The organism is Cellulomonas iranensis NBRC 101100 = JCM 18110, from assembly GCF_001552375.1.
Classification (GTDB): Bacteria; Actinomycetota; Actinomycetes; order Actinomycetales; family Cellulomonadaceae; genus Cellulomonas; species Cellulomonas iranensis.
On sequence record NZ_BCRB01000062.1, the window covers coordinates 1 to 22,929 of the forward strand.

General features: G+C 75.5%; 24 protein-coding genes. 19 read left to right on the forward strand and 5 right to left on the reverse strand.

Annotation, left to right across the window (positions count from 1 at the left end):
- Window positions 1-935, forward strand: a 935-nt coding sequence (locus tag CS2_RS12795; RefSeq protein ID WP_156442132.1) for a DUF4190 domain-containing protein, incomplete at its 5' end; no start/stop codon positions are given.
- Window positions 936-1,048: 113 nt separating this feature from the next.
- On the forward strand, window positions 1,049-1,522 hold the full coding sequence (locus CS2_RS12800) for a septum formation family protein (protein ID WP_226237237.1): 474 nt from the start codon (window positions 1,049-1,051) through the stop codon (window positions 1,520-1,522).
- Between the two features lie 31 nt (window positions 1,523-1,553).
- On the opposite strand, the gene CS2_RS12805 is transcribed toward CS2_RS12800, so the two are convergent.
- Window positions 1,554-2,276, reverse strand: a complete 723-nt coding sequence (locus CS2_RS12805; protein ID WP_307416117.1) for a DedA family protein — start codon at window positions 2,274-2,276, stop codon at window positions 1,554-1,556.
- A 57-nt stretch (window positions 2,277-2,333) separates the two neighbouring features.
- Window positions 2,334-4,934 carry an ATP-dependent chaperone ClpB gene (gene clpB, locus CS2_RS12810; RefSeq protein ID WP_070320286.1) on the reverse strand — a complete coding sequence of 867 codons (2,601 nt, stop codon included), beginning with the start codon at window positions 4,932-4,934 and terminating at the stop codon, window positions 2,334-2,336.
- 170 nt (window positions 4,935-5,104) lie between these two features.
- Here clpB and CS2_RS12815 point away from each other — a divergent pair, with 170 nt between their 5' ends.
- From CS2_RS12815 to CS2_RS12825, 3 genes are all read left to right on the forward strand, one after another.
- Window positions 5,105-5,377 (forward strand): type II toxin-antitoxin system VapB family antitoxin, encoded by a 273-nt coding sequence (locus CS2_RS12815; RefSeq protein ID WP_070320287.1) that lies wholly within the window; start codon window positions 5,105-5,107, stop codon window positions 5,375-5,377.
- Complete coding sequence (locus tag CS2_RS12820; protein ID WP_070320288.1) at window positions 5,374-5,775, forward strand: type II toxin-antitoxin system VapC family toxin; 402 nt, start codon at window positions 5,374-5,376, stop codon at window positions 5,773-5,775. The genes CS2_RS12815 and CS2_RS12820 overlap by 4 nt, the downstream gene beginning before the upstream one ends.
- Window positions 5,776-5,892: 117 nt before the next feature.
- The gene (locus tag CS2_RS12825) at window positions 5,893-6,549 is read left to right on the forward strand and encodes a histidine phosphatase family protein (RefSeq protein ID WP_070320289.1); all 657 of its coding nucleotides are present in this window, start codon (window positions 5,893-5,895) and stop codon (window positions 6,547-6,549) included.
- A 96-nt stretch (window positions 6,550-6,645) separates the two neighbouring features.
- On the opposite strand, the gene CS2_RS12830 is transcribed toward CS2_RS12825, so the two are convergent.
- Entirely contained in the window at window positions 6,646-7,527 is an 882-nt protein-coding gene (locus CS2_RS12830; protein WP_070320290.1) for a methyl-accepting chemotaxis protein, read from the reverse strand.
- A gap of 1 nt (window position 7,528) precedes the next feature.
- Window positions 7,529-8,059 (reverse strand): PAS domain-containing protein, encoded by a 531-nt coding sequence (locus CS2_RS12835; protein ID WP_369691428.1) that lies wholly within the window; start codon window positions 8,057-8,059, stop codon window positions 7,529-7,531.
- A gap of 206 nt (window positions 8,060-8,265) precedes the next feature.
- Here CS2_RS12835 and CS2_RS12840 point away from each other — a divergent pair, with 206 nt between their 5' ends.
- On the forward strand, window positions 8,266-9,264 hold the full coding sequence (locus tag CS2_RS12840) for an alpha/beta hydrolase (RefSeq protein WP_226237239.1): 999 nt from the start codon (window positions 8,266-8,268) through the stop codon (window positions 9,262-9,264).
- A gap of 28 nt (window positions 9,265-9,292) precedes the next feature.
- Here the strand turns inward: CS2_RS12840 and CS2_RS12845 are convergent, their stop codons facing one another.
- Window positions 9,293-10,348: a cation diffusion facilitator family transporter gene (locus tag CS2_RS12845; RefSeq protein ID WP_082740209.1), complete on the reverse strand. Its 1,056-nt coding sequence runs from the start codon at window positions 10,346-10,348 to the stop codon at window positions 9,293-9,295.
- A 109-nt stretch (window positions 10,349-10,457) separates the two neighbouring features.
- Here CS2_RS12845 and CS2_RS12850 point away from each other — a divergent pair, with 109 nt between their 5' ends.
- The 13 genes from CS2_RS12850 to CS2_RS12910 form a co-directional block, all read left to right on the forward strand.
- A complete protein-coding gene (locus tag CS2_RS12850) occupies window positions 10,458-11,234 on the forward strand; it encodes a VOC family protein (protein ID WP_070320291.1) in 777 nt (258 codons plus the stop codon).
- A gap of 225 nt (window positions 11,235-11,459) precedes the next feature.
- Window positions 11,460-11,753 carry a WXG100 family type VII secretion target gene (locus tag CS2_RS12855; RefSeq protein ID WP_070320292.1) on the forward strand — a complete coding sequence of 98 codons (294 nt, stop codon included), beginning with the start codon at window positions 11,460-11,462 and terminating at the stop codon, window positions 11,751-11,753.
- 83 nt (window positions 11,754-11,836) lie between these two features.
- Complete coding sequence (locus CS2_RS12860) at window positions 11,837-12,127, forward strand: hypothetical protein (protein WP_070320293.1); 291 nt, start codon at window positions 11,837-11,839, stop codon at window positions 12,125-12,127.
- Window positions 12,128-12,171: 44 nt separating this feature from the next.
- Entirely contained in the window at window positions 12,172-13,479 is a 1,308-nt protein-coding gene (locus tag CS2_RS12865) for a hypothetical protein (RefSeq protein ID WP_156442133.1), read from the forward strand.
- Window positions 13,476-14,066, forward strand: coding sequence for a hypothetical protein (locus CS2_RS12870; protein WP_070320295.1), 591 nt, complete (start codon window positions 13,476-13,478; stop codon window positions 14,064-14,066). Before CS2_RS12865 ends, CS2_RS12870 begins: the two co-directional genes overlap by 4 nt.
- Complete coding sequence (locus tag CS2_RS12875; RefSeq protein WP_070320296.1) at window positions 14,063-14,587, forward strand: hypothetical protein; 525 nt, start codon at window positions 14,063-14,065, stop codon at window positions 14,585-14,587. Before CS2_RS12870 ends, CS2_RS12875 begins: the two co-directional genes overlap by 4 nt.
- Window positions 14,584-15,183 carry a hypothetical protein gene (locus tag CS2_RS12880; protein WP_070320297.1) on the forward strand — a complete coding sequence of 200 codons (600 nt, stop codon included), beginning with the start codon at window positions 14,584-14,586 and terminating at the stop codon, window positions 15,181-15,183. The genes CS2_RS12875 and CS2_RS12880 overlap by 4 nt, the downstream gene beginning before the upstream one ends.
- On the forward strand, window positions 15,180-15,710 hold the full coding sequence (locus CS2_RS12885; protein ID WP_070320298.1) for a hypothetical protein: 531 nt from the start codon (window positions 15,180-15,182) through the stop codon (window positions 15,708-15,710). Before CS2_RS12880 ends, CS2_RS12885 begins: the two co-directional genes overlap by 4 nt.
- Entirely contained in the window at window positions 15,707-16,345 is a 639-nt protein-coding gene (locus CS2_RS12890; protein ID WP_070320299.1) for a hypothetical protein, read from the forward strand. The genes CS2_RS12885 and CS2_RS12890 overlap by 4 nt, the downstream gene beginning before the upstream one ends.
- Window position 16,346: 1 nt before the next feature.
- Window positions 16,347-20,789 carry a type VII secretion EssC family protein gene (locus CS2_RS12895; protein WP_070320300.1) on the forward strand — a complete coding sequence of 1,481 codons (4,443 nt, stop codon included), beginning with the start codon at window positions 16,347-16,349 and terminating at the stop codon, window positions 20,787-20,789.
- Complete coding sequence (locus CS2_RS12900; RefSeq protein ID WP_070320301.1) at window positions 20,786-21,367, forward strand: hypothetical protein; 582 nt, start codon at window positions 20,786-20,788, stop codon at window positions 21,365-21,367. Before CS2_RS12895 ends, CS2_RS12900 begins: the two co-directional genes overlap by 4 nt.
- A 139-nt stretch (window positions 21,368-21,506) precedes the next feature.
- Window positions 21,507-22,232, forward strand: coding sequence for a tRNA (guanosine(46)-N7)-methyltransferase TrmB (gene trmB / locus CS2_RS12905; protein WP_070320302.1), 726 nt, complete (start codon window positions 21,507-21,509; stop codon window positions 22,230-22,232).
- 11 nt (window positions 22,233-22,243) lie between these two features.
- A partial coding sequence (locus CS2_RS12910; RefSeq protein WP_169798651.1) for a LysR substrate-binding domain-containing protein occupies window positions 22,244-22,929 on the forward strand: 686 nt, incomplete at its 3' end.

The following is a 22,929-nucleotide window of genomic DNA, read 5'->3' on the forward strand; positions in this document are numbered from 1 at the left end:
GCGGTGCGACGCCGCCGCCCGGTGTCGGCGGCGCCGCGCCGACGTACGGCACGCCGCCCCCGCCGCCCGGCCCCGGCTACGGTGCGGCACCGCCCGCGGGCCCCGGCTACGGCGCCCCCGCCGGCCCCGGACCGTGGGGGCCGCCCGCGACCCCGGTCGACGGGCTCGCGATCGCGTCGGTCATCACGTCGGGCGCGGGGCTGCTGCTCATGCTCGGCGCACCGGGGCCGATCGGCATCGGGCTCGGCATCGGGTCGCTCGCGCGCATCAAGCGCACGGGCGCCCGGGGCCGCGGCCTGGCGATCACGGGCATCGTGCTCGGTGCCGTCGGCACCCTCGTGCTCGGTTTCATGGTGTGGCTCTTCGTGACGCTCGTCGCCTGGGGCCAGACCCAGGCCCAGCAGGCGTCCGACGCGCTGGGCAGCGGCAGCCTCGAGCAGCTGCTGGAGGACCTGCAGAGCGGCAGCGGCTCGTCGGGCTCGGGCGAGCTCGACGGACTGTTCGACGACCTGCAGGAGCAGCTCGACCAGCTCGACCAGGGCACGGGCTCCGACGCGTCGGGCACGCTCCCGCAGTACGCGCTGCCCCAGGACGTCGCGGCGGGGACCTGCTACTCGACGTTCCCCGGCTACTACGACCTGTCCGACGCGATCCCGCTGCCGTGCGACGTCGAGCACGACGCGGAGGTCGTCGCGCTCGTCACCGCGACCGGTGCGCCCGCGACCGACCTCTCGGCCGACGACCCGGTGATGACCACGGCCCTCGACGAGTGCGCCGCGGCGATCGACGCGATCGACCCCGGCCTGCTCGAGCGCGGCTACGCCGACGTGTGGCTGCCGCACCCGGACCAGGTCGCCGCCGGTCAGCTCGTCGGGTACTGCATCGTCGAGGACGACGCGCCGCGCACCGGGTCGCTGCTGGGGGCGACCCCCTGACCTCCGCCGACGGGCCGGGCGGTGACGTCCCGGACGACCTGTACGCCCCGACGTACCGCGCCCCGGGGTGGCAGGAGGCCGCCGCCGACCACGCCCGCGCGCGGCGACGCACCGTGCTGGTCGCGGCGGGCGTGGGCGCGCTCGTCGTCCTCGCCGTCGCGGCGGTGGTCGGGACGCGCGCCGTCACGGCGGCGCGCAGCCGGCCGCTGCCGGCCGACGTGACGGCCCCGACGTCGGCGCACGTCGTGCAGCTCGTCACCGGGTCGTGCGTCGCCGCGCTGCCGGCCGACGGCGAGGTCGCACGCGTGGACGTCGTGCCGTGCGCGCAGCCGCACGCGGCGCAGGTCGTCGCGCAGTACGCGTTCGACCCCGCGGCGGTGTGGCCCGGTCAGGCGGGCGCCGACGCGCGCGTGGCCCGCGCGTGCGTCCTGAGCGAGGACGAGCAGGCGGCGGGCGTGCGCGTGGTGACGTGGGCGCCGACGGAGCAGGGGTGGGGCCGCGGCGACCGCACGGGGCTGTGCCTCGCGGTGCCGCCGTCGCCGGTCACGGGCTCGTTCCTCGACGGCTCGGCGACACCGGCACCCTGACCCCGCGCCCCGGACGGGTGCACGACGTCCCTCAGGCGTCCGTGCGCTCGCCGCGCCGTGCCGCGCTCGCGGCGCGCCGGCGCTCGCCCCGGGCACCCGTGCGCGCCCACACGAAGTGCACGAGGACGGCCGCGATGACGACGTACACGACCGCGTTGAGCCAGTCGCTGTACCGGCCGACGTCCTCCCACTGCGAGCCCAGCAGGTACCCGGCCCACACCAGGCCGCCGTTCCACACGGCCGATCCGACCAGCGTGTAGAGCGAGAACCGCCAGAACGCCATGCCCTCGACCCCGGCCGGGATCGAGATGAGGCTGCGCACCACGGGCACGCACCGCCCGACCAGCACCGCGACGCCGCCGTGCCGCTCGAACCAGCCCTCGGCACGGTCGAGGTCGTCGACCTCCATGAGCGGCAGCCGCTCGAGCCAGCGGCGGATGCGCGCGCGCCCGACCCACGCGCCCAGCCCGTACAGCGCCCACGCGCCGACCAGCGCACCGAGCGTGGCCGCCGCGACGGCCCAGGCGAGCGACATGCCGCCCTGCGACGCGACGTACCCGGCGACGGGCAGCACGACCTCGGACGGGATGGGCGGGAAGAGGTTCTCGAGCGCGACCAGCAGGCCCACGCCGACGGGTCCGAGCGCGTCGATCACGGACACGACCCACCCGGCGAGACCGGTGAGCTCGCCGCCGCCGGCGGCGTGCAGGACGGTGGCGGGCGCGAACGGCAGCATGTCGACGGATGCTGCCACGCGGACCACCGGTGCGCGCGCCGACCCCGCCGCACGGGCGGGGTCGGCGCGGAGCGGTCAGCGCGTCGCGTGCACCGTCAGACCGCCGTCGGCGAGGTCGACGTGGACGGTGTCGCCGTCGCGCACCTCGCCCGCGAGCAGGCTGCGCGCGAGCCGGTCGCCGATCTCCTTCTGCACGAGGCGGCGCAGCGGGCGCGCGCCGTACGCGGGGTCGTAGCCCTCGAGCGCGAGCCACTCGCGCGCGCCCTCGGAGACGTCGAGCGTGAGACGACGGTCCGCGAGCCGCTGCGCGAGCGCGTCGACCTGCAGGTCGACGATCCGCCCGATCTCCGCGATCGTCAGCGCGTCGAACAGCACGACGTCGTCGAGCCGGTTGAGGAACTCCGGCTTGAACGCCGCCCGCACGGCACCCATGACGGCGTCCCGCTTCGACGCCTCGTCGAGCGTCGGGTCGACGAGGAACTGCGAGCCGAGGTTCGACGTCAGCACGAGGATGACGTTGCGGAAGTCGACCGTGCGGCCCTGGCCGTCCGTCAGGCGCCCGTCGTCGAGCACCTGCAGCAGCACGTCGAACACCTCGGGGTGCGCCTTCTCGACCTCGTCGAGCAGCACGACCGAGTACGGTCGGCGCCGCACGGCCTCGGTGAGCTGACCGCCCTCCTCGTAGCCGACGTACCCCGGGGGCGCGCCGACGAGCCGGGCGACCGAGTGCTTCTCGCCGTACTCGCTCATGTCGATGCGCACCATGGCGCGCTCGTCGTCGAACAGGAAGTCCGCGAGCGACTTCGCGAGCTCGGTCTTGCCGACGCCCGTGGGCCCGAGGAACAGGAACGAGCCGGTCGGACGGTCGGGGTCGGAGATCCCGGCCCGCGCGCGGCGCACCGCGTCGGACACCGCCGCGACGGCCTTCTTCTGACCGATGAGCCGCTCGCCGAGCACGTCCTCCATGCGCAGGAGCTTCTGGGTCTCGCCCTCGAGCAGGCGGCCCGCGGGGATGCCGGTCCAGGCCGCGACGACCTCGGCGACCTCGTCGGGCCCGACCTTCTCGGCGATCATCGGGGTCTGCTCGGTCGCGAGCTCGCCGTCGAGCGCCGCCTCGGACGCCTCGGCGTCGGCGATCTCCTTCTCGACCGCGGGGATCTCGCCGTACATGATCCGCCCGGCGGTCGCGAGGTCGCCGTCACGCTGCGCACGGTCGGCGTCGGCACGGAGCTGGTCGAGCCGCGCCCGCAGGTCGCCGACCCGGTTGTGGCCGGCCTTCTCCTTCTCCCAGCGCGCGTTGAGCGCCGCGAGCTCCTCGCGGCGGTCGGCGAGGTCGGCGCGCAGCTTCTCGAGCCGGTCGCGCGACGCGGGGTCGTCGGCCGTCTCGAGGAACTGCTCCTCCATCTCCAGGCGCGTGACGGCGCGCTGCAGCTCGTCGATCTCGACGGGCGAGGAGTCGAGCTCCATGCGCAGCCGCGACGCGGCCTCGTCGATGAGGTCGATGGCCTTGTCGGGCAGCTGACGGCCGGTGATGTAGCGGTCGGACAGGGTCGCGGCGGCGACGATCGCACCGTCGGAGATCTCGACGCGGTGGTGCGCGGCGTACCGCTCGCGCAGGCCGCGCAGGATCGCGACGGTGTCCTCGACCGACGGCTCGCCGACGAAGACCTGCTGGAAGCGGCGCTCGAGCGCGGGGTCCTTCTCGATGCGCTCGCGGTACTCGTCGAGCGTGGTGGCGCCGACCAGGCGCAGCTCGCCGCGGGCCAGCATGGGCTTGAGCATGTTGCCCGCGTCCATCGCGCCCTCGCCGCCGGCGCCCGCGCCGACCACGGTGTGGAGCTCGTCGATGAACGTGATGATCTGCCCGTCGGAGCCGGTGATCTCGGCCAGGACGGCCTTGAGCCGCTCCTCGAACTCGCCGCGGTACTTGGCGCCGGCGACCATCGAGGCCAGGTCGAGCGAGACGAGCGTCTTGCCGCGCAGCGACTCGGGGACGTCGCCCGCGACGATGCGCTGCGCGAGGCCCTCGACGACGGCGGTCTTGCCGACGCCGGGCTCGCCGATGAGCACGGGGTTGTTCTTGGTGCGGCGCGAGAGCACCTGCACGACGCGGCGGATCTCGGCGTCGCGGCCGATCACGGGGTCCAGACGACCCTCGCGGGCGCGCTGCGTGAGGTCGACGCCGTACTGCTCGAGCGCCTTGTACGTGCCCTCGGGGTTGGGGCTCGTGACGCGCCCGTTGCCGCGCACGGTGGGCAGCGCGGCGACGAGCGCGTCGCGCGAGGCGCCCGCGGCGCGCAGCGCGTCGGCGACGCCCGACTGCCCGGCGGCCAGGCCGATGAGCAGGTGCTCGGTGGACACGTAGTCGTCGCCGAGCGAGCGGGCCTCGGCGTTGGCGGCCTCGATCGCGGCGGCGGTCTGGCGCGACGCGCTCGGCTGCGCGACCGACGAGCCGGTCGAGGACGGCAGGTTGACGAGGATGCCGCGCACGGCGCGCCCGAGCGCGCCGCGGTCGGCACCGACGGCGTCGAGCAGGCCGTTGGCGACGCCGCCGTCCTGGCGCAGCAGCGCGTCGAGGACGTGGGCCGGCTCGAGCTGGGGGTTGCCGGCGGCGCTCGCGGACTGGATGGCGTCGCCGAGCGCCTCCTGCGAGCGGGTCGTGAACTTCGCGTCCAAGGGTTCCTCCTGTGCGGGTGACGCACGTCGTCGGGATGTGTCTGCCAGTCCCAACCGCTGACGAACTTGAGTCTATTCCGCTCAACTTCACGCAGCACGTCGGGCGTGTGACGGCGCCCGAGTGTCTCCACCACGGTAGACAGTGCGATACACCGGGGTAGACTCCGACCATGTCGCTCAACATCAAGAACGAGCGGACCCATGCGCTCGTCCGCCGCCTCGCGCACCTCACGGGCCAGTCGCAGACCGCGGCGGTCGAGGACGCGGTCGCGCGGCGCCTGGCCGAGGTCGAGTCCCTGGCACCGACGGGGCACGTCGACACCCGCTGGGTCGACGTGCAGCACCTGCTCGTCGAGTACCGGGCCGACCTCACACCGCAGGACCGGGCCCGCATCGCCGACGCCGACGCCGACCTGTACGACGAGCGGGGGCTGCCCCGGTGATCGTCGACACGTCGGCCGTCGTCGCGATCCTGCTCGGGGAGCCGCACGCCGAGGCGCTCGCCCGCACCGCCCTGAGCGCCCCCCACGCGCGCATGTCCGCCGCGACGTTCGTCGAGCTGTCGGCCGTCGTGGCGCAGCGTGACGCCCCGCAGCAGCGGCGGCGCGTCGAGCACGTCCTCGACCGCCTGGGCGTCGAGGTCGTCGCCCTGACGCCCGAGCACGCGCGCCTCGCGGCCGAGGCGTACCGCGAGTTCGGCCGCGGCAGCGGGCACCCGGCGCGCCTCAACCTCGGGGACTGCTTCTCCTACGCCCTCGCGTCCGCGCTCGACGAGCCCCTGCTGTTCGTCGGCGACGACTTCGCACGGACCGACCTGCGCCCGGCGTGGACGCCGGACTGACGGAGCTCGCGGGTGCCCGCCGCCCACGCGTCGGCCCGCTGTCACGTCGTCGTCACCGCCCCGCCACCGGCGGCTCCTAGCGTCGGGCGCGACCGACGAGCAGAGAGCAGGGCACCGATGACCCTCACCATGACCCTCGTCCGCCACGGGCGGACCCACTTCAACGCACGCCGCATCCTGCAGGGACGCTGCGACTCGCCCCTCACGCGCGACGGACGCGCGGGCGTGCGGACCACCGCGCGCCACCTCGCCGCGACGCCGTTCCGCGCCGCGTGGGCGTCGCCGTCCGGGCGCGCCGTCGCGACGGCCGTCGAGCTGCTGCGCCACCACCCCGACGTGCCGCTGCGCACCGACCCCGGCCTGCTGGAGTACGCGTTCGGCGTGTACGAGCAGAAGGCCGAGCGCGTGCTCGACGAGGTCGTCGCGTGGCCCGACCTCGTCGCCGACGTGCTCGCCGGCACGCACCCCGGCCTGCCGGGCGGCGAGAGCGGCCGCGAGTTCATGGACCGCACGCGCGACGTGTTCGCGCGCATCGCCGCGACGCACGACGAGGGTCACGTCCTCGTCGTGGGCCATGGCCTCGCGCTCGGCGCGTACCTCGCGACCGTCGACGACGTGGGCCTCGTGCCGCTGCCGAACGCGTCGGTCTCGACCGTCGAGGTCGAGACCGACGGGTCCGTGCGGCTGACGAGCGTCGCGGTCGACGTCGCGCAGCAGGGGCACGTCGCCGCGCGACCGATGCGCGTCGAGGTGCCCGTCCCGTCCGTCGCCTGACGGAGGTCGCGCGGCCGCACCCGTACGGCCCGCCCGGCCGGACCCGGTCACCGACCGCGGTCCGGCCGGGTGCGGCGCACGGGACGGACTGACCCGTCAGACCTCCGCGACCCGCCCCACCTCGTCGCGCAGCTGCTCGGCCAGTCGCGCGAGACCCGCGTCGCCCGCGGCTTGCGCGATCGCGACGACCTGGCCGTCCATCTCCTGCATGACCTCGCCGAGCCCCGCGAGCACCTCGACGCCGTGCGTCGCGGCCTGCTGGGCCGCCGCCACGTCGGCCGCGATCCGGTCGGACGACGCGGCCGCCTCGTCCGCGAGCCGCCGCACCTCGCCCGCGACGACCGCGAACCCCGCACCCGCGTGCCCGGCGTGCGCCGCCTCGATGGTCGCGTTCAGCGCGAGCAGGCGCGTGCGGGCCGCGACGTCGCGGATGACGCCCGCGGCCTCGCCGATGCGGCGTGACGTGTCCTCGAGCGCCTGCACGGCGGCGCCCGCGGCCTCCACCTGCGCGAGACCCGCCCGCGACGACTCCGCGAGCGTCGCCGCCGACGCGCCGAGCTCGACCGACGCGGCGGCGACGTGCGACGACACCTCGACCGCCTGGTCGACGACCTGGTCGCGCACCTCCTGCTGCCCGGCGAGCGCCGCGGCGGCCCCGGCGAGCTGCTCGCGCGAGCCGTCGATGCGTCGCGCGCCGCCGCGGAACGTGCCGGGCAGGCCGCGCGTGAGCAGCTGGCGGTGGTAGCGGCCGTGCGACGCGGCCTCGAGCGTCGCGCCGGACTCGCGCACGTAGGCGTCGACGACGTCGAGCACGCGGTTGAGCGCCGTGCGCAGGTCCTCGAGCTCGGGTCCCACCGCGGGGACGCGGCGCTCGAGGTCGCCGTCGGCCGCGGCGTGCAGCACCTGCGTGATGAGCTCGAGGGTCGCGAACGGGACGCCGGTCGGCGCCGCGTCGGCGACGGGTGCGCGTCGTGCCACGTCAGGCCTCCCGCTCGGAGTCGGAGATGATCGACCACACCAGCTCGTCGTACGTCGTGCCCGCGCCCGCGAGGTGCTCGCGCAGGGCGGCCATGGACGCCGTGACGGCCGCCTTCGCGGTGGGCTGCGCGCGCTCGACCTCGAGCAGGCGGCGGTACAGCGGCCGCACCGCGGCGATCGCCGCGGGCTGCGGCCAGCGCCGGTTGGAGTGGTGCCCGACGATCGTGCCGTCGGGACCGAAGGTGGGCGTCACGTGCGCCAGGACCCAGTACGACGCGCCGTCGGCCGCGAGGTTGAGCACGTACGCGAACACCTCGTCACCCGCGCCGATCGCGTCCCACAGCACCTGGAACACGGCGCGCGGCATGTCGGGGTGCCGGATGACGTTGTGGGGCCGGCCGAGCAGGTCGGCCTCGGCGTAGCCGCTGACGCGCAGGAACACGTCGTTGGCGTACGTGATCCGACCCCGCGGGTCGGTCTTGGAGACGATGATCTCGTCCCGCCCGAACGTGCGCTCGACCCCGCTGGGCACCACCGGCACCGCGTGCATGCGACCGCCTCTCCGTGGTCGGGCGCCTCCCGGCCGGTGGGTCCATCGGCAGCGAGAGGGCCGCCGGGAGGGGACGTAAGTCCACTTCACCCGGGGTTCACCCGATCTTCCTGGACGCTCGTCCAGGGCTGCCGTCACCCCGGACCTCACCCCGGCCGACCGCGACGCCGCGTGGCAGGATCGGGGACGTGGCCGACGACGACGCGCGCCCGAGGCGCGACCTGTGGGACCGCGAGACGTCCGACGTGCTCGGCGACCGCTGGCGCGCGCGCACGCTGCACCTGCGCCCCGACGACGTCGCGCGCCGCACCGGTGTCGACCCCGTCGCGACGCTCGTGCGCCGCGTGCCCGACGGTGCGCCGTCGCGACGCGCCGTGCTCTACCTGCACGGGTTCGTCGACTACTTCTTCCAGACGCACGTGGGCGACGCGCTCGCCGCGGCGGGCTGGGACACCTACGCGCTCGACCTGCGCGACCACGGCCGGTCGATCCGGCCCGGGCGTCCGCCCAACGAGACCACCGACCTCGGCGTGTACGCGCAGGAGATCGACGCGGCGGTGCGCGCCGTCCGGCTCGACCACGACGAGGTCGTCCTGCTCGGCCACTCGACCGGCGGCCTCACGGCCGCGCTGTGGGCCGACGCGCGGCGCGGGCTGGGGCTCGTCGACGCGCTCGTGCTGAACTCGCCGTGGCTCGACCTGCGCGGCTCGTGGGCCGAGCGCACGGTCGTCACGCGCGCGATCGACCGCGTGGGACGCGTCGCGCCGCAGGTCCGGCTGCGCGGCCTCGCACCGCACTACGGCCGCGCGCTGCACGCCGCGACGGGCGGCGAGTGGGACTACGACCTGACCTGGAAGCCGCACGAGGGCTTCCCGGTGCGCGCGGGGTTCGTGCGCACCGTGCGCCGCGGGCACGCGCGCGTGGCCCGCGGGCTCGCGATCGACGTGCCCGTGCTCGTGCTCGCGTCCGACGCCGCGGGGCCCGACGACGTCGCGCACGACGCGCTGCTGTCGACCGACTCGGTGCTCGACCCCGCGCAGATCGCGGCGCGCGCGCACCTGCTGGGCACCGACGTGACGTTCGTCGAGGTGCCGGGCGGTGCGCACGACCTCGCCCTGTCGGCGCCGGACGTGCGCGAGCGGTACCTGCGCGAGGTCGTGACGTTCCTGCAGGAACGCGTCGGCTGACGCCGCCGACCCCGCCAGCCCCGCCGGCTCAGGCGAGCGGCGGCACGAGCGACGGCTCGTGCGGCTCGGCGAGCGACAGCACGACGCCGACGACGCCGGGGATCGCGCGCACGTCCCGCTCGACCTGCGCGAGCAGGTGCGACGCCTCCTCCTCCCCCGGGTCGCCCACGAGGTCGACGGCCCCGGTGAGCAGCACGCGCCGCGCACCGACGACCTCGATGTGCAGCTGCGTCACGCGCGCGACCTGCGGCAGCGCGAGCAGGCGCCGCAGCGCCGCGGCCTGCAGCACGGGGTCCACGGTCTCGCCGACCAGGAACCGCAGGTTGCGGCCGATCAGCACGAACGCGACGTACCCGAGCAGCAGACCGACGAGGATCGACCCGACCGCGTCGGGCACGCTCGAGCCCGTGACCTCGTGCGCCGCGATGCCCGCGGCGGCGATGACGATGCCGACCAGCGCGGCCGCGTCCTCGAAGAACACGGCCCGCACGGTCGGGTCCGACGTCGCGAGCACCTGCTCCAGCAGGCCCCGCTCGCGGCGCCGCGCCTCGGCGCGCGACTGCCGCCACGCCTGCACGAACGACACCGACTCGAGCACGAACGCGATCGCGAGCACCAGGTACGCGACCGGGAAGTCCGTCGCCGGCTCGGGGTGGAGGAGCTCCTGCACGCCGTGCGTGACCGACACCCCGGCTCCGACCGCGAACAGCCCGATCGCCGCGAACATCGACCACACGTAGACCTCGCGGCCGTACCCGAAGGGGTGCGCGGCGTCCGGGGCGCGGGCGGCGCGGCGCTGCGCGACCAGCAGGAACACCTCGTTGCCCGTGTCGGCCCACGAGTGCGCGGCCTCGGCGAGCATCGACGCCGCGCCCGTCAGCACGGCCGCGACCGTCTTGGCCACGGCGACGAGCGCGTTGGCCGCGAGCGCGAGCACGACGGTGAGCGTGGACTCGCCGCCCGGCTCGTCGTCGCCTGCCGGCGTCAGCGCGTCGAGCGCGTCGCCCGCGGGCGACGCGTCGCCGCCCGCGGCACCGTCGGGGGCGTCGCGGTCGGGCGGTGACGGGCGCGTGACGTCGGTCATGGTCCTGGCGTAGCACGCGGACCCGTGGTGCGCGACGCGGGCGCGGGTGGTTGGCTGTGCTCCGCCGCCGCGGTCCCGCGCGCGGCCGTCGACCCGCAGGAGCCATGCCGTGACCCTGAGCCCCAGCCCGTGGCCCGCCGGCGTCCCCGGCTGGGCGGACATGGTCGTCACGGAGCTCGCGCCCACGCAGCGGTTCTACGGCGGCCTGCTGGGCTGGCAGTTCGTGGTGGGCGGGCCCGAGACCGGCGGGTACGTCACGGCGACGCTCGACGGCTGCGCGGTCGCGGGCCTCGCGGTCGCCGACGTGCCGAGCCCCGCGGGGTGGTGCGTGTACCTCGCGACCGACGACGTCAGCGCGACCACCGCGCGGGCCGTCGAGGCCGGCGCGACCGTCGTCATGGGCCCCACCACCGAGCTCGACCTGGGCCGCCGCGCGGTGCTGATCGACCCCACGGGCGCGACCGTCGGGCTGTGGGAGTCCGGCCGGCAGACGGGCTGGGAGGTCACCGACGTGCCCGGTGCGTTCGTGTGGGCCGAGCAGATGTCGCACGACCCGGCCGCCGCGCGCCGCTTCTACACGGCGCTGTTCGGGTACGAGCAGCAGGACATGAGCGCGCCCGACTTCACGTATACGTCGCTCGGCATCGGCGGCTCGCCCGCCGCGGGCGTGGGCGGCTACGGGCACGGCGCGGGCGATGTGCCCGCCGCGTGGACCTGGTACGTCGCGGTCGAGGAGGCCGACGCGATCGCGCCCCTGGTCGCGTCGCTCGGCGGCGAGGTCGTCAGCGGCCCCGAGGACACGCCCTACGGGCGCGTGCTGCTGGTCCGCGGGCCGGCCGGCGAGGTCCTCGCGCTGGTCGAGCAGCCGGACGACGCGACCGCCTGACGCTCGTCCCGCCCGCCGGCGCGGTCGGCGCGCCGCCCGACGCGGTGCGTCCGCGTGGTCCGCGCAAGTCCGACGCCCGTGCCGTCGCGTGCTGCACCGCACGGGCCCGGCACTCGGGTGAACCTGTGGAAAACGCCCACGGGGCCCCTCCCGACCTGGCTACCGTCACCGCCGTCGAAACGAGTCGTCGCGCGGGAGACCGCCGGCCGGACGAAGGACGGGACCATGGCGAACCTCAATGTCACCTACCAGGAGATGCGTGACGCGGCGACGCGGCTGACCTCCGGCCAGGACGAGATCACCACCAAGCTCAACGAGCTCAAGGCGTTCATCGAGTCGCTCATCTCCTCGGGATTCGTCACGGACCAGGCCTCCGTCGCGTTCGGGGAGTCGTACCGGCAGTTCACGCAGGGCGCGACCGACACGGTGTCGGCGCTCACCAGCCTGGGCCAGTACCTGACGTCCGCCGCGACGACCCTCGAGGACGCGGACGCCCAGCTCGCCGCCGGTCTGCGCTGACCACCGCGGCCTCCGCCGGCACCCCTCCCGCCGGCGGAGGCCAGCGCGTCCGCGCGTCCGACCACGCCGCCGAAGGGGGCCCCGTGAGCGGCAAGCTCAGCATCGGCACCACCGTCCTGCGGGACGCGGGCACGAGCCTGCGTGCCGTCGCGCAGGAGTTCGACCAGGCGAACGCCCGCAGCTCGCGCGCCGCCGAGCACGTCGGCCACGCGGGCCTCGCCGCCGCGGTCGAGGACTTCGCGCACGGCTGGGACGGCCGCCGCGCCAAGATCGTCGAGAACATCGCCGCGCTGTCGGACGCCTGCACGGGCATCGCCGACGGCTTCGAGGACCTCGACACCGAGCTCGCCGCCGCCCTGCGGGGTGAGGCGTGAGGACCACCTGCGTCTCGTGGTTCCCCCTCGCGACCTCCGACCCCGTGCCGGGCGACCCGGACGGGGTGCAGCGCGCCGCCGAGCGGTACGGGGAGGTGGCGGAGCACATCGACCGCGCGGTGGCGCGGATCACTGACATCACGACATCCGCAGACATGGAGTCACGCGCCGTCGGCGCGGTCAGGGAGCGAGCTGACGACATCGCGAAGGAGGTCTTGAAGGCCAAGGGCCGGTACGAGGCGATCGCGCAGGCGCTCGGCGAGTACGCCCGCTCGCTGCGTGCCGCGCAGCACGCCGCCGACGACCTGCTGGCGCGGGCCGTGGCCGTGCAGCACCGGATCGACGACGCGACCACCGAGCGCACGCTCGCCGCGCGCGCGTTGGCGAGCCTGGACCCGAGCGCGACCGAGGCGGACAGGCGGCGTGTCCAGGGACGCCTGTCGACCGCCCGCACGACCGTGAGCGACGCGGAGGTCGAGCTCCAGCACCTGCGGGACAAGCTCGAGCAGGTGGTGCGCGACCACGACGCCGCCGCGCAACGGGCGATCGACGCCATCGGGTCGGCGCAGGCGGCCGACCGTCTCGACGACGGCTGGTGGCAGGACTGGGGCGCCGACGCCGTCCGGTCCATCTCGTCCATCGCCGGGAACGTGGCCGCCGTCACCGGAGTCGCGTCGCTGTTCCTCGGGTGGGTCCCCATCCTGGGGCCGATCCTCGCCGGCGTCGCACTCACGGCGAGCATCGTGGCGCTCGCCGCCGACATCACGCTGCTGGCAACCGGGGAAGCGGGATGGACGAACGTCCTCCTCGGCATCGCAGGGCTCGCGACGTTCGGTGCAGGGCGTCTCGTGGCACGAGGCGCCACCCGTCTCGCGGCAACCAGCCGCAGCGTGGCGAAGGGCTTCCCGGACGTCTTGCTCAACTCGGGGAACCCTCAGATCAAGTACGCGACCAACGTGATCCCCCAGCGGCTGACGGCCCGCGCACCCACCGAGCTGCGCCTCGCGGACCTGCGGTTCACCGGGTCACGCGGGCCTGCGATCTACCGGGCGGCGTTGGACGCCTCGGTGGCTCAGATCCGCTCCACGAGTGGCGTCCAGCGCATCCTGACGCTGGCGGGCCACGGGAACATGGTGGCCGACAGCATCGCACTGACGACCATGCGGCAGGCGGTGTCGTACGAACGCGCGATCGACAAGCTGGTCCCGCGGCTGGCGCTCTCCAGCACGCTCCAGATGACGGCGGGCGTCATCTACGTCTCCGACGCCGCGATGGGGTACGGCTCGATCGCGAAGACCATCGTCGACCGCCTGTCGCCGCCGCCCACGCCTGCTGAGAGGTTGCGTCTGTGAACCGGGAGCGTCGCATCACCGCCGTGGGGTGGGCTGCCACCGAGGAATGGGCCGTGTGGAACGTCGGGGAGGCTGCAGACCAGGCCGAGCAGCTGGCCGCGGCGAGAGTCAGCGACCCCGTCGCCGCCCGTGCCGCCGCGGCAGGCATCCGTGCGCTCGACCAGCACGCCCTCACCGAGGCGGGGACGTGGTCGCTCGGCGTCTGGTTGCCGGAGCCCGCCTCCGGCAGGGCAGCGGCCACCCTCCTCGTGCGCACCGTTGCGCCGGACGGGGCCCGGCGTCTGACGCTGGACGAGCTGCACGAGTGGGCCGGGAAGCCGCCGCGCACCCGAGGCGTGCGGATCACCGACTGCGCCGCCGTGACGGGCGAGCTTGCTGTCGGGCCGGCGGTCCTGCAGATGGTGGAGATGGTCCCGCGCTTCTCGCGACGCATCACGACGCAGCTGAACTGGTTCGTGCTGGCACCGGGGACGAGCGACATCGTGCTCTGCCAGTTCGAGACGGAGCATCCCGACCTCGTGGCCGCGCTGGGGGTCGAGAGCAACGTCGTGACCGACAACCTCGTGGTCACCTTGGAGGACGCGTGATCCTGCCGCTGGTCGTCCCCGTACCGGACCTGCCGCCGGAGCCCGAGCCGATGACGTTCTCCTCACCGTTCGCCATCACCCTCGGAGCGCTCGGCCTCATCGTCGCGACCGTCTTCGTCGTCCGCGTCATCCGCGTCGAGTTCGGGCATCCGCAGACCCTGCGCTCGCTGCGCACCAGCCTGCTGCTCTGCGCGCTCTTCGTCACCCTCATCGGGGGGATGGTCATCGTCGACACCGCCCAGCGCCGAGCACGCGACCAGCAGATCGATGCCTGGCGCGACCTCCGCCGTGTGGCCGCACGTGAGATGGCGAGCGCCCTGGAGAACGCGTACGGGTTCACGTTCGACCGGAGTACGGCCTCTGTGCCCGTCGTCCAGCAGGACTGGGTGACCGACCAACCCGTCACCCTCGCCGACGGCACCCCGACCACCTGCTGGTTCGCCACCACCGACGGCCACTACACCGTCATGTGCGGCGACACCGAGGAGACCGCCACACCCCTGCAGCCGGTGTCACCGTGACCGTCCAGCCGCCGCGCCCGATCAGCGACGTCACCTGGACTCCACCGCCGCAGTGGGTCGGGTGGGTGCCGGGCGCCGCGCAGGCCGACGCGGAAGCCCTCGCTGCTCAGGTCACCGACGACCCCGCCGTCATTCCTGGCGTCGCGGCGGGCCTGCGTGCCCTGGACACCGCGTGGTCCGATCCCGCGGGTGCACCCGTCACCATGGGTGCGTGGCTCCCGCACCCGGCCGCGGGTGTGGTCGCGGGGTCCCTGGTGATCCGCCTGATCTCGCCCGACCCCGATGGGCGCCTGAGCCCCGAGGCGCTGCTCGCGCTCGCGCAGCACCCTCCACGTCGCATGGGGCTGCGCGTGCTGGAGTCCTCGGCAGCGCCGGGTCAGCTCGCGGCCGGGCCCGCGGTGCTGCTGGTCACCGACCTGACCGCGCGCTTCTCCCGACGCATCGTGCGCGAGTACACCTGGTTCGTCCTGCCACCGGGCACCGACGAGACGCTCATGTGCCAGTTCGAGACCGACCAGGCGTGGGCGTTCGAGCCCCTGGGGGACCAGACGAACCTCATCACCGACTCCCTCATCGTCACGCTGGAGGGCGCATGATCAGCGTCTTGCCGACGCTCGTCCCGGTACCCGACATGCCGCCAGAGCCCCAGCGAATCGAGTTCGCTCTACCACCGGCCCTCGTCCTGGCAGGGCTCGGGGTGCTCGTGGTGATCATCTTCACCTGGCACGTGTGTGCGGTCATCATCGGACGCTCCCGCTCACGGAACCCCTTCCGCACCGCCGTCATCCTCGCCATCCCCATGGTCGTCCTCGTCCTCAGCGCAGGTATCACCGACACCCTTCAACGCCACCGCCGCGACCAGCAGATCGAGACCTGGAGAGACCTTCGCCGCGTGACTGCACGGGAGGCGGCTGATTCCCTCCAGGACGCGTACGGGTTCACGTTCGACCGGACGACGGCCTACGTGCCCGTCGTCGAGCAGGACTGGGCGACCGACCAACCCGTCACCCTCGCCGACGGCACCGCGACCACCTGCTGGTTCGCCACCACCGACGGCCACTACACCGTCACCTGCGGCGACACCGAGGACACCGCCACACCCCTGGAGCCACTGCACCCGTGACCGACGACACCGCCACCACGGCGATCCCGCACGCGGGCATCGCGATGGTGCTCCCCCAGGACTGGTTCGTCGTCGAGCTCACCGACGACGAGCAGCGCGTCGCCGACGTCACGGCGCTCGTGGCGCAGCAGCTCGGCGACTCGGACGAGCTCGCGCCGCTGCGCGAGCACCTCACGCGTGACCTGCTCGCGCAGACGGCGCGGGCCGCGCAGGCCCACGGTCTCCTGCTCGCGATCTCGCTCATGCAGGTCGACGGGGTCCCCGTGCCCGCGTCCGTCACGGTGCACCACCTGCCCGGGGCGCGTCTCGACGACCACGGCCGCGCCGTGATCGCCGAGGTCGCCCGCACCGACGCCGCACCCGGGCAGAGCGTCGACCTGGGCGAGACGCCCCACGGCGTGGTCCTGCGGCGGGTCCGAGCGACACACCTGTCCCACGACGTCTCGGACCTCACGGAGCAGGGCACCACGGTCGAGACGTTCGTCGTCGACTACTGGGTCGAGCCCACCGGCACGCAGGACCTCGTGCAGCTCACGTTCGCCAGCCCGCTCCTCGGTGCGCGCGACGCGCTCGTCACGCTCTTCGACACCGTCACCCGCAGCGTGCACGCCGTCCCGGTCGACGCGGAGGGCTGACGTGCGGACCCGGCTGCTGCTGCGGCGGCCCGACGGCGTCACCACCCCGGTGGTCCTCGGCGCAGACACGGTCACCACCGTGGGCGACGTCGCGGACACCCTCGTGCGCGCCGACCCGCGCCTCGGCGGCCCACCCGGCGAGGTCGAGCTGCACGTCGCCGACGTCGGCAGCCCGGACCTGCGCCCGCTGCCGCGCTCGACCGTCGTGGCCGACGCCGGTCTGCGTCCCGGGTCGACCGTGGCCGTGGCGCGCAGCGCCCGCCGGTTCGTCCGCCCCGACGCCACCCTCGCCGACGCAGCCGCGCGCCTCGTCGTCCTCGACGGGCCCGACGCCGGCACGGAGGCGCTGCTGGCAGCGGGCGTCTCCACGATCGGTCGCGGCCGCGACACCACCGTCCGACTCACCGACCGCACCGTGTCGCAGCGGCACGCACGCGTCGTCGTCACGGACGACGTCGAGATCGTCGACAACGGGTCCGCCAACGGCGTGCTCGTCGACGGCGGTCTCGTCACCCGGACGACCGTCGGCCCGCAGGACGTCGTCCGCCTCGGCGACACCACGCTGCGGCTCGAGCGGCTGCGGACCGCGACCACCACCGCCGGCGGGGGCGTCGTGCCCTTCAACCGGCCGCCGCTGGTCGTGCCCCGCTACGCGGAGCGGACCGTAGAGGCCCCGTCACCGCCCGAGCCCGCCAAGCCGCAGCGCTTCCCGTGGCTCGCGATGCTCGCTCCCGCGGTCCTCGGCGTCGCGCTGTTCCTGTTCACGCACAACCCCCTCACGCTCGCGTTCGTCGGGCTCAGCCCCCTGCTCCTGCTCGGGTCCTGGCTGGACCGGCGCACGGGCGAGCGCGCGCGTGTGCGGGCCCAGACCGCGCAGTTCCGCACCGACCTCGACCGGCTCGCCGCGCAGGTGCGCGCCGACCACGAGGAGGAGGTCGCCACCCGGCTGCGCGAGCACCCCGCCACCGCCGAGGCCGTCGGGGCGGCCCTCGGACTCAGCCCCGTGCTGTGGTGCCGTCGCCCCGACGACGAGGACTTCCTCAGCGTCCGCCTCGGCACCGGCACGGCCACCTCCCGCACGACGATCCGCACACCCTCGCGCGGGCAGGCCGACGGCGCGCTGTGGGACGACCTGGAACGCACCCTCGCCGGGCTCACGGACGTGGCCGGCGTGCCGCTCGTGGCGCGGCTACGCGACGTCGGCGGTCTCGGCGTGGCCGGCGCGCCGCAGCACGCCGAGGCCGTCGCGCGCGGCCTCGTCGCGCAGCTCGTGAGCCTGCACTCCCCCGCCGAGCTCGTCGTCGCAGCCGTCGCGTCACCGCGCAGCGCCCGGACGTGGGAGTGGCTCACCTGGCTGCCGCACACCGCCAGCCCGCACAGCCCCCTCGGCCTGCACCTCGGGGACAACGCGGCCAGCGGCACCGCCGTGGTCGCCGGGCTCGAGGAGCTCGTCGCCGCCCGCACCGCGCAGCGCCACGGCGGACGCGCCCTGCCCGCCGTGCTCCTCGTCGTCGAGGACGACGCACCCGTCGAGCGCGGCCGGCTCGTCCGGATCGCCGAGGACGGCCCCGCGGCGGGCGTGCACGTGCTGTGGTGCGCACCGCTGCTGCCCCGCCTGCCCGCGGCGTGCCGCACCTTCCTGCTGTGCACCGACGCGGGCGTGCGCGCCGGGGCCGTCGCGGACCGCACCTGGCACGACGTGCTCGCCGAGCCGGTCGACGACGAGACGACCGCCGCCCTCGCGCTGCACCTCGCGGGCGTGGTCGACGCGGGAGCCCCCGTCGAGGACGAGTCGGACCTGCCGCGCACGGTCGGCTTCCTCACGCTGACCGGCCCCGAGGTCGCCGACGACCCGCGGGCCGTCGTCGCGCGGTGGCGCGAGACCGGGTCGCTCGTCGACCGCACCGCCCCGCCGGTGCCGCGCCGCAGCGACGCCACGCTCCGCGCGGTGCTGGGCCAGGGCGTCGCCGGCGAGCTCGCGCTGGACCTGCGGCGCGACGGGCCGCACGCGCTCGTCGGCGGCACCACCGGCTCGGGCAAGAGCGAGTTCCTGCAGGCGTGGGTGCTGGCGACCGCGACCGCGCACAGCCCGGACCGGGTCACGTTCCTCTTCGTCGACTACAAGGGCGGAGCGGCCTTCGCCGACTGCGTCGAGCTGCCCCACTGCGTCGGCCTCGTCACGGACCTCACGCCGCACCTCGTGCGGCGCGCCCTCACGTCGCTGCGGGCCGAGCTGCGACGGCGCGAGCACCTGCTGCAGCGCAAGAAGGCCAAGGACCTGCTGTCGCTCGAACGCACGGGCGACCCGGAGACCCCGCCCGCGCTCGTCATCGTCGTCGACGAGTTCGCGGCGCTCGTGTCCGAGGTGCCGGAGTTCGTCGACGGCGTCGTCGACGTCGCGCAGCGCGGCCGCTCGCTCGGCCTGCACCTCATCCTCGCGACGCAGCGCCCCGCGGGCGTCATCAAGGACAACCTGCGCGCCAACACCAACCTCCGCATCGCGCTGCGCACCGCGGACGAGCAGGACTCGACCGACGTGCTGGGGTCCCCCGTCTCGGCGCACTTCGACCCGGCCGTCCCCGGACGCGGTGCGGTCCGCACCGGTCCCGGTCGCATCGCGCTGTTCCAGAGCGCCTACGCCGGCGGGCGCTCGGCCGTCGCCGCGACGGGCACCGTCGAGGTCGAGTCCCTGCGGTTCGGGCCCGGCGAGCCGTGGGTCGTCCCCGCGCCCGAGCAGGCGCCCGACGGCCCCGAGGGGCCCACGGACATCGCCCGGGTCGTCGCGACCGTCTCGCGCGCCGCGCAGGCCGCCGGCGTCGCCCCGCCGCGCCGCCCCTGGCTCCCCGACCTGCGAGCCCTGTACGACCTCGCCGAGCTGCCCGTCACCGACGACGCCACGCTGCCGCTGGGCGTGGTCGACCTGCCCGAGGAGCAGCGTCAGGTCACCTACCCCTACCGGCCCGACGACGGCGCGCTCGTCCTCTACGGCACGGGCGGCTCCGGCACGTCGACCGCGCTGCGGACCATCGCGGTCGCGGCCGGGCGCGCGTGCGCCGCCGGTCACCCCGTGCGCGTCTACGGGCTCGACCTCGGCGCGGGCGGCCTCGCGATGCTCGACCCGCTGCCGCACGTCGGCTCGGTCGTCGACGGCTCGGACACCGAGCGCGTCACGCGCCTGGTCCGCACGCTGCTCGACACCGTCGAGGAGCGTGCGGCCCGGTACGCGCAGGCCCGCGCGGGGTCGATCACGCAGTACCGCTCGCTCACCGGACGGCACGACGAGCCGCGCGTCCTGCTGCTCGTCGACGGGCTGAGCGCGTTCCGCGACGCGTGGGAGTCCGAGCCCGGACGCGCCGCGACGTTCGCCGCGTTCCGCCGCGTCGTGTCGGAGGGCCGCCCGCTCGGCGTCCACGTCGTCATGGCCGCCGAACGACCGGGGGCGCTGCCGACCGCGCTCGCGGGCAGCGTCCCGCAGCGGATCGTCCTGCGGCAGGCCGACGACAGCTCCTACGGCGTGCTCGACGTGCCCGACGACGTGCTGTCGCCCACCTCGCCACCGGGCCGCGCCGTGCCCGTCGGGACGAGCCACGAGCTCCAGCTCGCCGTCGAGGGCGGCACGCAGGACCCCGCCGAGCAGGCCGAGCACATCGCCCGGCTCGCGGAGCGGCTTCGGACGGCCGGCGTCGCCGACGCGCCCGCCGTGCGGCGGCTGCCCGCGGTCGTCGCGCAGTCGTCCCTGCCGACCGCCGTCGACGGGAGGCCCGTGCTCGGCGTCGCCGACGACACGCTCGCACCCGTCGGCTTCGACCCGCACGGCTCGTTCCTGCTCGCCGGTCTACCGGGCAGCGGCCGCACCACGGTGCTCACCGCGCTCGCGACGTCGCTGCGCCGGTTCGCACCCGACGGCCGCCTCTACTACGTGGGCAACCGACGCTCGCCCGTGCGGGCCGCGGACGTCTGGACGGACGTCGCGGTGTCCCCCGACGAGGCGGCGACGCTCGCGCGGTCGCTGCTGCCCGACCTCGCCGAGCCCGCGACCGGCGCGCTCGGCGTCGTCCTGGTCGTCGAGTCCCTCAACGACCTGCTCGGCACGCCCGCGGAGCAGCCGCTCACCGAGGCCGTCCGCACCGCGCGACGCAACGACCACCTCGTCGTCGCCGAGGCCGAGACGTCCGCATGGGGCTCGTCGTGGCAGCTCGTCGCCGAGGTCCGCAACGGTCGCCGCGGCCTGGTCCTGCAGCCCGACCACCTGGACGGCGACCCGCTGTTCCGCACGCCCTTCCCGCGCATGGCGCGCTCCGAGTTCCCACCCGGGCGCGGCGTCGTCGTCGAGTCCGGACGGATCCGACGCGTGCAGGTGCCCCTCCCTGACCCGGACGCGTGGCCGCTCACGCCCCGGCTCGATCACCACGACGACCACCACCTCCAAGGAGCCGACCGATGAAGAACGACCGCTGGGGACTCGTGCTGGGAGCGGTCGGGGTCGTCGCCCTGTCGGTCGCGGCCTGGCGACGCACGCTCACCCAGCCGCGCTCCGACCTGCCGCTGACGCTCGCCGTCTCCGTCCTCGTGGTCGGCGCCGTCGTCGGGTTCGTGGTCCTCGGGGCACGGCGCGACGCCGCGCGCCGCCGCGCCGCCGCGGCCGCCCGACCCGACTGGTCGACGTGGGCCGTGTGGTCGGACGCCGGCCTGGGCGGTGAGCTGCGGCGCCAGGGCTGGCACGTCGAGCGGCTGCGACCGTCCGGCGGGTCCCGGCTGACACTGGCCTGGTCAGGCACGGGCGTCGAGCTCTGGCGCGGCGCCGACGTCCTCGTCGAGCTCGACTGGGGGCAGGTCGCGTCGGTCACCACGGCCACCGGTCAGGCCGGCGGCGCGACCCGACCGGCCGTCTGCCTGACGACGGACGCGGGCGCGCAGCTGGTCCTCGTGCCGACCGCCAAGCAGGAGGGCGGCGTGGCGCCCGCGTCACCGCGCGCGGTCACCGCGCTCGTCGACCGCGTGCGCGCCGCACGGGACGCCTGACCGGCGCGCGCGACGCGACGCCCGACCGGTGCGCGCGACGTGCGTGCCCGACCGGTCCGGGCACCGCGGGCCGCGCCCGGACCCGACGCACGGCACGACGCGAGACCGCGCGCAGGCAGCGGCTGCGTAGGGTGGGCCCGTGCGGCCCGACGTCTTCACCCACCGCGCGTCGCGACCCCACGAGCCGCTGCGCACGTTCCACCCGCGCCGCGCACCCCTGGGGCGGGACCGCACCGACGCGCTCGAGCGGCTGTTCGACCGCTGGGGGTTCTCGGTCGACGACGACCGCGTGCCGCCGCCGCGCACGCCCGACGGTCTGCTCGACACGGCCGCGCTGTTCGGGCGCACCGCGCCGCTGGTCGTCGAGATCGGCTCGGGCATGGGCGACGCGACCGCCGCGATGGCCGCCGCCGACCCCGACCGCGACTGGCTCGCGGTCGAGGCGCACCTGCCGGGCGTCGCGGCGCTGCTGCTGCTCGTCGAGCGCGCGGGCCTGACCAACGTCCGGGTCGCGCACGGCGACGCGCTGCGGCTGCTGCGCACCGCCGTCGCGCCCGGGTCGCTCGACGCGGTGCACGCCTTCTTCCCCGACCCGTGGCCCAAGGCCCGCCACCACAAGCGGCGCCTCGTGCAGCCCGCGCACGTCGCGCTGCTGCGCGACCGCCTGCGCGTCGGCGGCACGCTGCACGTCGCGACCGACTGGGCGGACTACGCCGCGCAGATGGTCGACGTGCTCACCGCCGACCCCGACCTGGCCGGCGGTGCGGTCGAACGGCCCGCGCACCGGCCCGTGACGCGCTTCGAGCAGCGTGGCCTCGACCTGGGCCACGAGGTCACCGACGTCGTCGTGCGGCGCGTCCGGTGAGGCTGCTCCTGGTGCCCGGCACCAGCCCCGACCGGTGGTCGCGCGTGTGGCGCGAACGCCTGCCCGACGACCCGCTCGACGTCGTGCACGCCGAGCCCGCCGCCGCGGTCGCCGCGGTGCTCGCGGGCGACGTCGACGCGGCCGTGCTGCGCCTGCCGCCCGCACCCGCCGACGGCGCGGCCCTCACGCCCCCGCCGGGCCTGCCCACGACGACGCCCACGACCCGCGACGGCTGGGCCGTCGTGCCGCTGTGGACCGAGACGACCGTCGTCGTCGTGCCCGCCGACCACGTGCTCACGGTCCTCGACGAGGTCGACGTCGCGGACCTCGCGGGCGAGACGCTGCTGGTCCCCGCAGACGACGTGCTCGGGTGGACCCCCGCCGGCGTCGACGTCGTCGAGGTCCCGGACGCCGCGACGGGCGCCGACCTCGTCGCGAGCGGCGCCGGGCTGCTCGTCGTGCCGCACGCGATCGCGCGCCTGCACGACCGCCGCGGCACGACCGTGCGCCCCGTGCCCGACGCGCCGGGGTCGCGCCTCGCGCTCGTGTGGCGCACCGACGCCGAGCACCCGCACGCGCAGGAGCTCGTCGGGATCGTGCGCGGCCGCACCGCGGGCAGCTCGCGCGGGGACGCGACGGTCGCGACCGGCGCCGGGCGCGGCACCGGGCGGGACGGGCGCAGCGGGCGCGACGGCCG